Source organism: Alkalihalobacillus sp. AL-G (genome assembly GCF_030643805.1).
Taxonomy (GTDB): domain Bacteria; phylum Bacillota; class Bacilli; order Bacillales; family Fictibacillaceae; genus Pseudalkalibacillus.
Map to the genome: position 1 here is coordinate 3,993,196 of NZ_CP094656.1, position 16,025 is coordinate 4,009,220.

Consider the following 16,025-nt stretch of genomic DNA (forward strand, 5'->3'; position numbering starts at 1 on the left):
ACTAGAAATAGTATCAACGCTAATACGAAAATGGCCATAGTTTGAAGTAATCTTTGATGTTCTTCCATGTTTTCGCAAGTCCTTCCGGTTCATAGATGAGGAACAGGATGATGACTAATCCAAATACGACCTCCTTCAATCCGACTAGCACTGCAGCTATATCCGGGAAAAAGCCGCTTAACGTACTTACACCTGATCGCAGGAACACCGGAAGTAAGGTAATGAAAACCGCACCATAAATCGAACCGAAAACACTGCCTAGACCACCTACAAGGATGATCGCCAAATATTCGATTGATACGGTGATACTGTATAGTTCCGGACTGACAATCATCGTGTAATGTCCGAGTAACGCCCCTGCTACACCGATGAAAAAAGAACTAATCGCAAAGGCGAGTACCTTGTACTTAAACAAATCGATTCCTATGACTTCCGCAGCAATGTCCCGGTCCCTGACAGCGATAAACGCACGGCCTACCCGAGAACGAAAAAGATTTAACGAAAATATTGTAGTGAACACTAAAACTCCAAACATCAAATAGTAGAAGCTCATTTCACTATAGAAGGCAAATCCGCCGATTTCAGGCCTGCTTAATACGAGACCAGCCGTTCCACCAGTTAAACTATCCCACCTTGAAATGATAAAGAGGATGATCACTTGAGTTGCCAGTGTCGCAATCGCTAAATACAAACCCTTCAACCGGAGGGACGGTAGCCCGAACAAACCGCCGATGATGGCTGTAATTATACCCGCAACCGGTAATGCAATAAAAAAGCTCATGCCCAATTTTGTTGTCAATATAGCAGAAGTATAACCGCCAACCCCTAAGGATGCTCCGGTCCCAATCGAGATTTGCCCTGTGAAGCCTGTCAAAATATTCAACCCGATCGCACCTATTGCCGCAATACCGCATAATGTCGCAAGCCCTACAATGTATTCAGAAGCAAAGAGAGGAAAGATGGCAAATAATGCAACGAATGCGATAACACGCATTCTTACCCGTACGATACTCCAAAGGGCCATATCCTGCTTATAATTTACATGGAATTCTCCACATTCCATGACAAATGGATTCCGCATATCCCTCTCACACCCTTTCTATTTCTTTTTTGCCATAAAGTCCATATGGTTTAAACATCAGAATAAAGATCAGAATTACAAATGGCATGACATCCTTTAACCCTCCACCTACCATCGGATCTAAATAACCGCCAGTCAAACTCTCTATGAGACCGATGATCAACCCTCCGATGATAGCACCAGGAATGCTGTCTAATCCTCCGAGTATTGCAACAGGCAAAACCTTTAACCCAATTGCTGATAAGGAGGCGTTCACTCCATTGATATTTCCAAGCAGTATACCGCCGACTGCAGATACAATAGCGGCAATCGCCCAGGCAACTGCAAAAATCACTTTTACACTGATTCCCATCGACATTGCAGCCTGTTGATCATCAGCCGTTGCCCGCATCGCTATTCCAAGCTTTGAATATTTAAAGAAAAGTGTAAAAAGGACAAGCATTACTACCACAATAGCAAGCGACCAGAGATAAAGCGGAGTTACGATGACATTGCCGAATTCTATTGGTTGCTTAGAAAAGGTTTCAGGGAATACTCTCGTTTCATGCCCCCATATGATATGGACAAACCCTGCTAACATACTAGAAAGTCCAATGGTCGCCATAATCATCGAAATAATAGGTTCACCGATAAAATGCCGCAGTACGATACGCTCAATCACAAGGCCAAGTATTGCACTGAATATAAGAGCTAGGAATAATGAAGCAATGAACGGAATGTTGTAAGCGGTAATTAGCGTAAGGCACACATATGTACCGATCAACAGAAACTCCCCTTGTGCGAAGTTGATCGTATCACTAGCTTTATAGATTAGGACAAATCCTAAGGCTACCAGTGCATATACACTACCTACTACGATTCCTGTAACTACCATTTGCAGAAAAAAAGTCATTAAGCTGCCCCCTCGCCTTCATCCATGAAAATCACCTGGAGTGTCGTTTGAATGACCTGTTCATTTCCATCACGGTATTTGATCCTACCTTCTACATCTATTCGTTCATCAGAGGTATACATGCCTTCAATGAGTGTTTGATATTTTTCTCCGACAAATTGGCGGCGGACTTTCTTTGTACGCGTCAGTTCTTCATCATCTGCATCCAACTCCTTGTATAACAAAACAAATTTCTTAATCCGTGCTTTTACCGGCAAAGATTGATTGAGTTCCATCACTTGATTGTGAATCAACTCGAGAACCTCCAGCTTCGAAGATAAATCGGTATATGTTGTATAACCGATCTGTTTCCGTTCTGCCCAGCGCCCGACATTCTCCATATCGATGTTGATCATCGCCACAACATATGGGCGTTCCCTCCCGATCGCTACAGCTTCCTTGATAAACGAACTGAACTTTAGTTTATTCTCAATAAATTGAGGGGAAAACATTTCACCGGTATCTAATCGGATGACATCCTTTAAACGATCGATGATATACAAATGCCCATCTTTGTCCAACCGTCCCGCATCTCCTGTATGTAACCAGCCATCCTCTAACGTTGCTTGTGTAGATTTCTGATTTTTAAAATAGCCTTTAAATACGCTTGAACTTTTGATGAGTATTTCACCCTTATTAGAAACTTTAACTTCTGTTCCAGGCAACGGTATTCCAACACTGTCAAATTTGATATCCCCGTCACGATGTACGATGGATATCCCGGAAACCTCTGTCTGTCCATAAATACTCTTTATATTGACACCGATACTATGAAAAAATTGAAACACATCGGGTCCAAGCGGCGCACCGCCAGTATAGGCACGCCTCATCCGCAGCAGGCCGAGATGATCCCTTATCGCACTAAGCATGAGATAATCTGCTAACTTGTATAACAGGCTTGTTCCGAAACTGACTTGCTTATTTTCAAAATTTGCATTTGCAACCTTTTCACCAATCGACTTGCACCATTCGTATGACTTTCTTTTGAACCAGCTGGAATCCTGAATTTTGACTTGAAACTTAGAGACCATATCTTCGTAGATTCTAGGAGGAGAGAACATTACATGAGGTCCGATTTCACGCATATTTTCTAAAACAGTGGAAGGTTCTTCAGGAAAATTTATCGTGATTCCATTATAGAGGCCGATTGCAATCGACATCATTTGCTCGCCAATCCATGCCAGAGGCAGGAAGGACAAATATTCATCCTTTTCAGATAAAGGATCGATCGATGATAGATTTTTTGCCATATCCATCAAATTCTGATAGGTCAACATCGTTCCTTTCGGATTACCTGTTGTACCGGAAGTATATGATAGTATAGCAACATCGTCATAAGATCCTTTTTTTATCTCAGTCTTAAAATAGCTTGGAGCTTCTTTCTCATAGGCTATTCCTAACTCCTGTACGTCTTTGAAGTATATTAGAGATTCATCCTTATAGTTCCTCATCCCCCGGGGGTCATAATAAATAATTGTTTTTACCTTTTTTATTTCTTCTCTTATTTCTAAAAGTTTATCAACCTGTTCTTGATCCTCTACGACAACAATCGATGCATCGCAATTATTAAGGATATAACTTATTTCATTCGGAAGGGATTCCTGATAGATTCCAACTGAAATTCCACCAAGGCTTTGAACTGCCAACTCACTGAAAACCCATTCTGGTCGGTTATCGCCAATGATGGCAAGTGTTTCTTCTCTTTTCAATCCTAGCTTCGCCAACCCTAATCCAAACGTTTTCATTTGTTCAAAGTATTGTTCATATGTAAATTCATTCCATATTCCGTAGTCCTTCTCTCGTAACGCTACTTTGCTTCCTTCATTTTCAGCTCTTTCTAAAAGTGATTGAGGAAAAGTAATGTTCGATTTCGCCATTATATCGTTCCCTCCCAAAGGTTTAGACTGCATCTTCATCACCTAAATAAGCTTCTATCACCTTCTGATCATTTTGGATTTCCTGCGGTGTTCCGTATGCAATGAGTTTTCCGAAATCAAGAACCGCAATGTGATCTGACAAGTCCATTACCACACCCATATCATGTTCTATCAGAATGATCGTCGTCTTGATTTCCTCATGTATATCGATAATATAACGTGCCATGTCTTCTTTTTCTTCACTGTTCATACCGGCCATCGGCTCGTCCAAAAGTAAGATTTCAGGTTCTAAAGCAAGAGCCCTTCCTACTTCCACCCGTTTTTGCAATCCATATGACAGTCTACCTACAGGAATATTTCGTATATGCTCAATCTCGAGAAAATCAATTACGTCCTCAACCTTCTTACGGTGTTCCACTTCCTCCTTTTGAGCTTTTCCCCAGTATATTCCGCTCGAAAGAAGTCCTGCCTTCATACGTATGTGCCGACCAAGTAACAGATTGTCCAATACCGACAAGTGCGGAAACAACTCTATGTTCTGAAATGCTCTGGCAATCCCGAGACCCGCTCTTTTGTAGGGCTTTAAATTCGTAATCTCTTCCCCTTTAAAAGATATAGAACCTTCTGCGGGGCGGTATAAACCGCTGATGCAGTTCAGCATACTTGTTTTACCGGCACCGTTGGGTCCAATTAAGGAAAAAATTTCACCCTCTGTTACTTTATAAGAGACGTGATCCAGTGCTACGACTCCTCCAAATCGCATAGTGACATCCTTGATTTCTAAAATCCCCAATACGGTTCCTCCCTTTTATTTATATGAAAACGTAGAATACATTTAATCTTTCGAATATTTAGAAATTCTTTATAAATGTCTTTAATCCTCTATTTATGTAATGACTTTCAGAAAGTTTTTAGTACAAACCTTATGATTAAAATCCAGAATAAATAAAGAAAACTCAGCGATTGCCAAGCTTTAAGCGAAGGAGAGCCGTAGTTGCCCTTATACTTTAGAAAGTATTCATACTTTCTTAACGTGTAAAAAAGGACCGACCAACATCTACTTTCAACCGATGTTTTAGGGTCAGTCCCTTCATTAATTTAAATGATTTTTTGTGCGACTAAAGTGAAGGTTTTCGGTAGTCCGAAGTCATGAGTTTTCTGATTTGGTTCTTCTTCTAACACCTTTATGGCGAGCCCTTCTGCTGCGACTGCTGTAATCAACTCACCTAACGTCCACTTCCGCTGTAAAACATTTGTAATTGGTGTGTCTCCATTTGATGCGTACTTTGTAAACGCAACCTGTCTGCTCTGGATTGTCGGATCGAAGTAATTACCTGTCACCTTGTGCTTCTTTCCGTTCGAGGTGATCAATTTTGTAGAAATCGGATGGAATTCATGCAAAACAAACTTTCCACCCGGTCTTAATAATGATGTGATTTTCTGCATCAACGGCTTTAGATCAATAAAATAATGCAAAACTCCAAGCTCCATCAATACGATGTCGAAATCACCTTCTGCTTCAAGTGACAAAACATCCGATACGATATAATCGATCGTAATGCCTGTTGCATCCGCTACCTCTCCAGCGTATGCCGCATTTTCCTGAGAGAAATCCACGACAGTGACCTCTGCTCCAAGCAGCGATAAGCCAGCTGCTTTTATGCCATTCGAGCCCATCAAATGAGCAATCCGCTTTCCTTCGACAGGATCCATATACGAATAAAAGGCCCCTATTCTCGCTTCTGGGTTCCGTTTTATTTTTTCTGCAACCTGATCGGGTGTTCCGTATCGATTGATCAATGCCTGGTAGTTGTTCTGGTTCCAGGCTGATTCATTTTGTTCGGTGATGCCTCTTTGCTGGTGACCTAAATGTTCCCGCACAAGATTGGTAAATTTAGATGGTGGTGACATTTCCGAATAAAACGAGCGGCACCAGTACGTGCTTCCTTCATGCTTCACTTGTATTCGGTAAGGATCGGTCCTCAGTGCTGTATTATATTTGCATAATACCTCAACATTAATACCGTTCATGCCGAATTGGAAACGGCCAGATGACTGATCCCTTTCTAATGGTGTGGGGTTGTATGATTTCACATGGTCATGGACATTCTCGATTAAGTCCCATTGCACTTCTACTAGGATTTTTCCTAGCTCTACCGGCACTCCTTGTAAAAACAACGCCGTTTCAGCAATAAATTGATATGGTATGGACTGCTCCTCCAATAAAGCAGCTAGATTGTATAGGTTTGCAGTATAATTCATCGTATTCATGCTTGCCTCCGTAAAGATTACTGCTTCTAAAATGACAGATTCTCAACTGGAAAGCAACAAATGAAGGATTTCAATCGGAAACTGGGTATCAGCCAAGCTCACTATCAGATATAACACACACCAAAAATCCATATAAGAGGAAAAATCTAATTTTGTGAGTAATTATCAAAAATTTGGGTTAGAGGCTGCCTGGACAACAGAAAAAACCAGACAGCCTCCATTCCTGGAGGTGTCTGGCTCTCACCTTTCTCATTTCTTATTGAGTTACAGGTTCTTCCTCTTCCTTCGCTTTCTTCTCACTTGGCTGCCCTGCAACAATAACCTGCAAGGTTCCTTCACTTTCGGCCTCGCCAGAAAAGTTTTTCGCGACTGCCCTCAAGAAGTAGCTTCCATTGTGAAGCTCCAACTCAAGCTCGAACGTACCATCTGGTTTCGTCCTTACCGAACCTAGCTCTACTGCATCTTTTCCTCGTTCATTGAATACATGAACAGTTGTACCTGGTGTTGCTTTTCCAGTGACAACAACCGGTTCGCCTTTGAATTTAAGCTCTTCCGCATCCCAAGTCGGCTGCCCCGGCAATTGTTGTTCTGCATCCATCGCCCAATTCAGTGCATTGACAAACAAGTGTTTTCCTTCGGTAGTCCATCCGTATTCTGGTCCGATGATGTTCGTCACTGCGAAGGAGGAAAGCAACAGGTGCATATGCTCCTTACTTCTGAATTCGTACGCGATTGATGATCCCTTCACCTCGTCCTCAACACTCAGGTTCGCAAGCGGGATTCCTGGATACCCTTTGAAGGTTGCGTAAGGACTTTTAGCGGTATGAATGTTGATCGCCTCTCCATCCAAACCTAATCCTTCAAAAATCGGATGATCCTGAATCGGCTGTATATAAATCGCTCCTACATCATAACCATGCTGATCAAGCTGTGGAGAGCCTTCCACGCTTTCAAGGAACTGGATCGACCCTTCACCAACACCCCATGTTCCGACAAAGACGACGCTCACATTTGCTTCATCACTCTTAGCAAGAAGCTGTTCAACCTGATCCGCAGTTCCCTCGTTGGTATTGACAAGGACCGCTTCATACCTTCCAATGTCATCAACAACATCCCAGCCACGTGATTCTGCATATACCGCTTCGTCGTTGAGGAACGTTACTAGTGCCTCTTTAATATCGCCAAGTACAGCGACACGATACTTATTGATTGGCACATCCTTCGTAACATCATCATCCGTAATTGTGATCGTTTCTGTTGCCGGTAAATAGCCTTCAACCTCCAGCTTCAGCTCATAATTACCTGGAAGGAGGTGGTCAAATGCATAGTTCCCTGTTGCGTCCGTTGTCGTTTCTTCCACAAAGCCTTCCGGATCCTCCGGTGTCAGCGTCAGCTTCACACCTTCGATCGGATCACCTGAAACGGAATCGGCTACTGTACCTGATAAGGTCACTCCTTCAATCGCATCTAACGTGAAGTTCAATTGTACGGCGTCGCCGAGCTGCTCGACGTCAGCCTCTTTCGCCTGTTCGACAAAGCCCCTAGCCTGTACTTTCACCTCATAGTGCCCGACTCCGACCCCGAGACGATAAGTTCCGTCTGCCGCCGTTACTGCCTCAACACCTTCTGAAGCAACCGACACTTTCGCGTTGGCAACCGGGTTTCCTTCGTTATCCGTAATTGTTCCGCGAATTTCCCCGAGACTTGCCGTGATCGCAAAGTCAATCGCATTCAAATAAATTTGTTTTGCATCCTCTGTCCATCTTTCCTCTGGTGAACCATATCCACCAACCTGGAATCCGGATAAAAGGACGTGAACGCTGTTTGCAGTTCGGTACTTATAGCCAATGCCTTGTCCGAGCACACCTTCTTCATTATGAGTCAATGATCCAATCGTTGTACCGCTGTAGCCTTCGTAAACCGCATACTGCTGGCTTGCATCTTCACGTACTAAAATTTCGATCACATCATCGACTTCATAGCCTCTGAAAATCGGGTGCTCCTTCTCGACTTTTACATTGATTGCCCGATCGACGAACGTGGAGGACACATCCTCTGGATCTCCATAAATATCAGTGAGGTCTTCAATCGTTCCTCCCCCCCATTGGCTTGGGAAGATGATACTTACCTGCAGCTCATCCGCTTTTTCAACGAATGCCTTGAACTGATCGTCTGTCATACCCCAATATTTATCGTTAAAAATGATCAGCTGGTAATCGACCATCGCCTCCTGTAACGCTGCAAAATCCTCTCGCTGATAAAAGTCGACGTCATAGCCATTCGCTTCAAGGAACGGTACGAGTCTTTCTTCATTCCTGTCATAAGCTATTACAGCAATTTTCTCTGAAACTTGCATCGCAAAGCTCAACGCTGCTTCTTCCCCAGCAACGACCTGAACATTCGCTTGCGTGCTTGGCGCATAGCCTGACGCTAAAACACGAACATCGTACTCTTCTGCTGGTGCTGATACACGGAATCTTCCTTGTTCGTCGGTTTTAGCCTCTAATGGTGTACCGAGCAATGTAACGGAAGCGTCCGCAATCGGCTCTCCTGATTCCCCATCTTTTACAATACCGGATACGATACCAGCATTGTCAGCAGTCAATTCAAACGTTTGATTAAGACTTTCTCCGTTCTCAATCGTAATGCTGAACGTTTTTTCCTCATGACCAAATGCAGTTATCGTAAGCTCATAGGTTCCAGCCTCTAATCCAGCGAAAAATGTACCATCTGCCTCGGTCTTGATTGTTTTACCAGATTCAGAGATCGTCACATTTGCTTGAACTGAGACCCCTTGATCGTTGACGACCTCGCCATGTAATTCCCCTACAAGCGCTTCTTCATTATCCAGCGCCCAGAGAATTGCATTGTTAAGGAGCTTTTCCCTGATTGGGTCGAACGATTGTTCCGGATTATACACATGGCTGATCGTCATGTTCGCTAGTAAAATTTCGACTGAATCGATCGTCCTGCCTTGGTAAGCGACCATACTGCCTTGTTCATTCGTTGCGTCGTTCGAAAACCCGACTAAGGTTTTACCAGAATAACCATCAAAACCGTAGTAATACCCGAACCGAGAAGCAATTTCAAAGGACTCACCGACTTCAAGGCCAGCCGTAATCGGGTGTTCCTCAACAACTTTACCCATCGTCCCATCTTCAGAACCGGAGTATTCAACTGCTGGATCGTTCAGATAGTCATGCAAATAGCGGATCGATCCTCTCCCGCCATGTTGTCCCGTCCAAATGACCGAAGTCCCGGACTCATCCAATGCCTTCAAAAAGGCTTTGAACTCAATTTTAGTCGGTTCCAGATCGTTATTATAATCAGCATTTGCAAATACGAGATCGACTTCCTTAAGTTTTTCGAGCTCTGTGAATGTCATATCGGTAACGACATACCCACGCCCCTCGAGGTAATCCCGGAGTGTTGCGTCAGATCCGGTGTTATCGACAATCACCCCGACTGTTGGAGATGGCTTCAATGAAATGTTCAATTCAACATTCTCGCCCTCGCCGACCTCAATCTCAATATCCTTACGTACGTATCCTTCTTTTTCGATTCGTAGCGTGTATGTGCCAGGCATCAACCGTTCAAGGTCATAATGCCCTTGCGTTGTCGTTACCGCTTCACGAGGGACATCAAGAACGTTAATCTGTGCTCCCTCAACAGCATTTCCGTCTCGTTCATTTTCAACGACTCCGGAAATTGATCCGACTGTTTGATCAACTTCCAATGTAATCGAGAGCGTTTCACTATTTTCAGAAACACTCACCGCTACTGTTTTCGTTTGATAGCCAAATGCACTCACTTCGACTTCATAATCACCATCTAAAATTGCGATGGAGTACGAGCCGTCCTCTGGATTCGTCTGATCCGAGAACTCTGCTCCCTTCACTTTGACATCCGCAAGTAATGGATTTCCGTCTGCATCTGTTACCGTGCCGCTGATCGTATTGAAGTTCGCCTTCGCTGCCCATAGCACGGTACGTACGAGCAAGTCTTTCGCTTCGTCTGTATACTCACTTGCATCATGCGAGAAGTAGAAGCCGTGACCGCCCATCAATACCTCCATACTACCTGAGGTTCTTGGCTTATAGGCGAATCCAGTGCCATGCGTTTCTGCATTGCCTTCATGTGTAATATCAGCTAGCGGATAACCACTATAACCTTCAAAGTATCCGATATCACTTGCTGCAGGGATGAGCAGCTCGATGAAATCTCCCTCTTTTGCACCGTTAAAAATCGGGTGCTCTTCGGTGACGACATAGCCTGCTGGCGCTAATGAGCCGTCTGCTGTGTCACGCGTTTCAGGGTCTCCACGGTATTCAGTGAGAATGTCGATACCTGAACCGCTCCATCCTGTTTCACCGAAAATGATGCTCGTCTGATGCTCGTCTGCCGCCTTCATCATCCGGTCAAAATCGGATTTGTTAAAATAGTAACCCGAATCATTGAAGAAAACGACATCAAAATCACCGATTCGGTCCGCAATTTCGTCGTCAGATACTGCAGTGACAGGTACATCGATCGCATTAAAGATTGAAGCAAAATTACGCTCATCTGACCAGTAATCCTCTACTACCGCAATCGATGGCACTTGATTAAGAGAGACATTGATCTCACCTTCGACACGCGCGACATCAATCGTCTGTGAGTGAGTCACATACCCATCCTTTGAAATCGAAAGAGTATATTCGACCTCTTCAAGCTCTGTGAACTCATAACGACCATTTGTCGCAGTAACGGTTTCAGCAACAACCTCCTCGCTCTGATTCGTTATCGTTACCATTGCACCTTCAAGTTCTTGACCTGTTTTTACATCAGTAACAATACCAGTGACTGTTCCACCATCAGATGCACCAATTGTCAGGTTCAATTCAACAGGCTCTCCGTGGGTGAAGGTGACTTCCACGGTTTCTGTCGCATAGCTGGATGCCCTGATTTCCATCGTGTACGTTCCTTCATCATGAAACAGTTCATACGTTGATTGAGCACCAGAACCTTCACCGAGTAAGGTTTCCGTTTTAACGCCTGTTTCCAATATTTCGATCTGTGCTTCAACCGATTCACCTGTTGTGCTCATGATCGTACCTGAAACACTTCCGAATTTTGCATCCCTCAAGAAATCGATGCTATTGAATAAAATTTGCTGCTGGTCTGGCAGCCATCCTTGCATTGGAGAAATCCATGGTGCTGCTGCGTGCGTCGACAGAAGTAAGTGGGCACTATCGTTTGATACCGCTTTATATGCAACACCGGTACCGACAATTCCCATTTCTGTATTGCCGACCGATCCGAGATGGCGTCCCGAATATTGGTTGAACCAGGTGAGATCACCGGTACTGTCGAATAACGTCATTCGGTCACCGACCTGATACCCTGCAAAAATCGGGTGCTCCACGTCAACCTGTAATCGAACAGCTCCCCCATCATATTGCTGGAATAGCTCTTTCGGATCCTGTAAATATTCAGTCAAATGCTCAATTGTACCGTAGCTTCCTCCCCATTGATCCGCAAAAATCAAGTTGACACCATGCTCTTTAGCCGCATCGATCAGGGAAAGGACTTGTGCTGCGCTTGGCTGTTCTCCACCTGATCCATATGCGCCATTCAAGTAGATGACTTGATATCTGTCAATCGTTTCAATGATGCCCCAGCCACGTTCCTCTGCTGAATAACCATTCATTTGTAAAAGCTTCGTCACTTCCGAATTCCAGTCATTCAGCACCGCAATATCAATCGGATGCATTTCCACCGATAACGCAGTCTCTGACCCAGATTCTATCGTGACATCCATCACCTTTTTCACATAGCCGTCATAGGCTAAGGTCAGTTCATAGCTTCCTTCAAACACCTCTGACGCAGTAAATGCACCGGTTCCATTCGTCGTCCCTGCAACAGACGTATCTTCAAGGGTAATGTCCACCCCTTCAATCGTTTCCTGTGTTCGTTTGTCTGTTACTTCGACTTTCAATGAACCTGCTTGTGCATCCGTTAAAACATATGCTTTTGTCATTTTAAATCCAGAGATGAAGGATACGGTTTCTTCAACCTGTTTCAAGCCATACTTCGAAACTTTTAACGTGTATTCACCAGGTTTATGTTCTAACGTGAAGTTCCCTTCAGCATCAGACTCAACCTCGACACCTGTCTCAAGCACGGTTACCTTTCCTTCAACTGGATTACCATCGCTGTCCTTGATCGAGCCCTGTAAAATACCAGGAGATTGATAGCTTACCACTCCACTTAAATATGGAACGATCAGCTTTCCTGCAATAATCGGTAACCCCGATGTGCTGTATTCAGGTAGGGTGAACTCTTTTAACGAGTTCCCTGTATATACATCAAGCGCATACAATGTTCCGTTCGTTCCAGTTACGAACAAAATTCCATTTGCGGTTACTGAACCGTTGTTCAAAATGGTTCCGACCGCACGATTGTTCCACTTCTCTTCCCCTGTTTCCTTATCAAATGCGCGAAGTACCGGCTGTGAAGCAGAACTCATGATGACAAGGTCCTCGTAGACAATTGGCGAGGCAGCCTGTGTGTCACCGATTCCTTCTGCTCTCCAAAGCTCTTCACCCGTATTCGCATCAAGGGCATATAGCGTTCCGCCGCCCGAATCGAAGTTTGTCCCAATTGCGTAGAGCTTACCATCCTTGTAAACTGGTCGTGCTGCAATTCCTTCATCGGTTAGCTGCTTCGACCAAACCTCTGAACCATCAGATAGATTCAAAGCTCGTAACGTCTGGTTATCATAGCTACCGATAAATAGCTTTCCATCCCCAGCACTTGGACCAAAAAAGGTTGGTGCTCCTAGAGGAACGCTCCATAACTCATCACCGGTAGCGGCGTTTAATGCAGTCACCTTCGCATTTTCATCGAGCCCCGAGCTGACATATAATGTTCCATCCAGATAAAGTGGAGATTCATAGACTGTATACGTGCCTGTTTCATAGTTCCAAAGAATACTGCCGTTATCTAAATCAAGTGCGTAGATCCGTCCGTCTGCTCCACCAGAAAGATAAACGACACCATCCTCAATCGTCGGTGAAGATCGGTTCGTATCGCCAAGCCTGATACTCCATCTTTCTTTCCCGCTTTCGGAATCAAGGCTCACGATCCAACCCCGATCGGTCACTAGAACGACCGTTTGCTCTGCTGCTGCAGGGGTCGAGAACAAAATATCCCCTTTTGATCCGAGTTCATACTCCCAGCCGAGCTTCAACTCATTGAGATCGATTGCTTCCGGTGAAACGGCATTGCGATGAATGTTATTATTCGCTGTCTTCCATTCCTGATTGGATTGAGACGGCTTCGATTGGACTTCGATTTGAAGCGTCTGATCTGCATCAACGTTGAGCCGTTGCTCAACCCCTTTAATCCCTTCTCCAGAAACCTGAAGCGTATACGTTCCTACAGGGACATGTTCAATGTTAAAATTCCCGTTTTCATCAGTACGTGCAATCGGAATCGGTGTATTCTTGATCTGTACATAGCTGAACGCAACACCTTCCCCGGAATCTGAATGAACGACTTGTCCTTGAACCGCATAGGAGTCTGCCCGCTCAAGCTCCCATGTCACGTTCGTTGTTTCACCTCGAGTAATTTCAAGGTTCAACTCCATTATTTGATAGCCGAAGGATTCAAGAATAACCCCATGACTACCTTCACGGATTTTAAAATCAACGACACCATCTTCACCGATGTCGTATTCGGTGTTCTCATCAGCGATTTTCAGTGTCCCAGAAACCGGTTCTCCCTCTTGATTTGTCAGGGTACCTTTTAATTCACCAGAAAATGCGGCTTCGGTCACGGCCTGATAAATATTGACGATTCCTCTTCCGTATAAATCATTCGGAACACTTCCCATGTGTGGTTCCACACGCGTAGTGCTTTTCAGGAGGTTTTTGACTTCTTCAACGGTCAAATCTGGATTTGCCTGTTCAAGGAGTGCGATCGCCCCGGTAACATGCGGTGTCGCCATTGACGTACCACTGATCGTCACATATTTCCCTTCACCCAAATCGACAGGCCATGCGGAATAGATTTGGTGTCCAGGTGCCGATACATCCGGCTTGAACAACCGGATCTGGTTCCCGTTCTCATCCTCCCAGAATACTGGACCACGACTTGAAAAAGATGCGACCTGATCGTAGATGTCTGTTGCTCCAACTGCAAACGATTGTGGAAAGCTTCCCGGCGCACCGATCGTTTGTGACCCTGGTCCATCATTTCCTGCAGCGAAGTTAGGAAAAATCCCTGCTGCTACCCATGCTTCAACATCCTCATAAAATTCGGTGCTGTACGTGTTCGAATTTCCCCACGAGTTGTTGACGACATCTGGTGCTTTTGATGGATCGCCGCCTGGAGCCATGAACCATTGGAACGCAGCGTGGATTGCAGAAGTCGTCGTCGAGCCTCCGTCTGTAAAAATTTTCGCCGCAATCCATTCGGCTTCAGGTGCGACGCCAATCGGATCTCCTTCTCCACCACCGACTGCAGTGCCGGCAACATGTGTTCCATGACCATGACCATCCTGTGGTGTCTCATACCCTTGCCCGGACAGGTCAATCCATGAATACTGGTGGTTCCCGTCATTTCCCCGGTAATTATGTCGAAGTGCCTCGTGCGTCATATCGACACCACTATCCATAATACCGACGACAACACCATCACCCTTAAGACCATATTGACCCCACACCTTCGGAGCACGGATCTTTTCTAAACCCCATTGTGGCAGCTTCGGTGGATTTTCATCAACCGTAACCTCTGGAAGCTGCAATGTACGATCCAAGGATATCCGCTCAATGTCATCCCGTTTCTTCAGTTGTTCCAGAGCATCTTTACTGACCGTTGCAGACAGCCCGTTAATGATCCAAAACGACTGTTTCTTTTTCGCTTTTCCTTGCTGTTCAAGTGCTTTTAATGCTTGTTTGAGTCCTTTTTGAGAGGTTTGTGTCTTTTCTTCGAGGTGGCTTTTGATAATCTTGATTTTCTCGCTGCGTTTAGACTTCGCTTTAACCTGAGGATAAATTTCTTTAACGGTAGGACGTTCCTTCATTCGGATAATGACGTCGACTTTCTCCTGTTTTTCAAGGGCTTTTGTGACATCATCCCCGACCTTTTGTGGGTTCTTAGAGGATTCTACTTTCGACTTTCCAGATAGAGGCGGCGGCTCCCAGCCTAATCCTTGCATCAAGCTCGCAAGGCCACCTTCCTCTTTACTCGTTTCGTTCTCTGTCGTTTCTTCGTTGTTTTGCGATCTGTTCAGATATTCCTTTTCACGTTCTTTCTCAAGTTCTTTTTCGTCTGCCCCGATACTTAAATTTCCTTCTGATGTCGCAAGCGCACTATGTGGTGCGATCAGTGAAAATACCAACAAGAGACTAAATAACAATGCATAGTATCTCCGTACGGACTTTCGTTTTGTCCATGACAAATGTCTTGCACCCCCATTCGGTTCTAAGGACAAATTACCGCACAAAATGGGAAAATCCTTTTAACTTTCTAATAATTGGTACTATTCTGACAAAAATCATTCGAAGGTATGATAACATTTTTCGAAACAAGGAAAGAAGAACGGAATAACGAACGGGACTATAGAACTATAAAAGAGGAAGGAGAAAGCGGGGATGAATTTGAGGGAGAATTGAGAAAATGAATGATCGATGAAGTGAGGAAGGTGAACTAAAAAGAGGCGATTCGGTAAGGAGGTTAACGGCTGTATTATCGTTAAAGCAGTTGGAAGAAAAGAAACTTCTCGTAGTCATCAATCATCAAGGAATCAGCGCCGATCATCTGATCATATTTACTTTCACCACTGACCCTCCCTATGTAAAAAACGATATAACCTTTTCCT

At 44.5% G+C, this 16,025-nt stretch carries 6 protein-coding genes; all 6 read right to left on the reverse strand.

The window, feature by feature from the left end; genetic code table 11:
- Window positions 1–19: 19 nt before the first annotated feature.
- A complete protein-coding gene (locus tag MOJ78_RS20145; RefSeq protein ID WP_304979107.1) occupies window positions 20–1,081 on the reverse strand; it encodes a branched-chain amino acid ABC transporter permease in 1,062 nt (353 codons plus the stop codon).
- A 7-nt stretch (window positions 1,082–1,088) separates the two neighbouring features.
- Entirely contained in the window at window positions 1,089–1,973 is an 885-nt protein-coding gene (locus tag MOJ78_RS20150) for a branched-chain amino acid ABC transporter permease (RefSeq protein ID WP_304979108.1), read from the reverse strand.
- On the reverse strand, window positions 1,973–3,889 hold the full coding sequence (locus MOJ78_RS20155) for an AMP-binding protein (protein ID WP_304979109.1): 1,917 nt from the start codon (window positions 3,887–3,889) through the stop codon (window positions 1,973–1,975). The genes MOJ78_RS20150 and MOJ78_RS20155 overlap by 1 nt, the downstream gene beginning before the upstream one ends.
- Before the next feature lie 22 nt (window positions 3,890–3,911).
- A complete protein-coding gene (locus tag MOJ78_RS20160) occupies window positions 3,912–4,652 on the reverse strand; it encodes an ABC transporter ATP-binding protein (protein WP_370529831.1) in 741 nt (246 codons plus the stop codon).
- A 335-nt stretch (window positions 4,653–4,987) separates the two neighbouring features.
- The gene (locus tag MOJ78_RS20165; protein ID WP_304979111.1) at window positions 4,988–6,160 is read right to left on the reverse strand and encodes a class I SAM-dependent methyltransferase; all 1,173 of its coding nucleotides are present in this window, start codon (window positions 6,158–6,160) and stop codon (window positions 4,988–4,990) included.
- Between the two features lie 256 nt (window positions 6,161–6,416).
- Window positions 6,417–15,605: a carboxypeptidase regulatory-like domain-containing protein gene (locus tag MOJ78_RS20170; RefSeq protein ID WP_304979112.1), complete on the reverse strand. Its 9,189-nt coding sequence runs from the start codon at window positions 15,603–15,605 to the stop codon at window positions 6,417–6,419.
- Window positions 15,606–16,025: the final 420 nt, after the last annotated feature.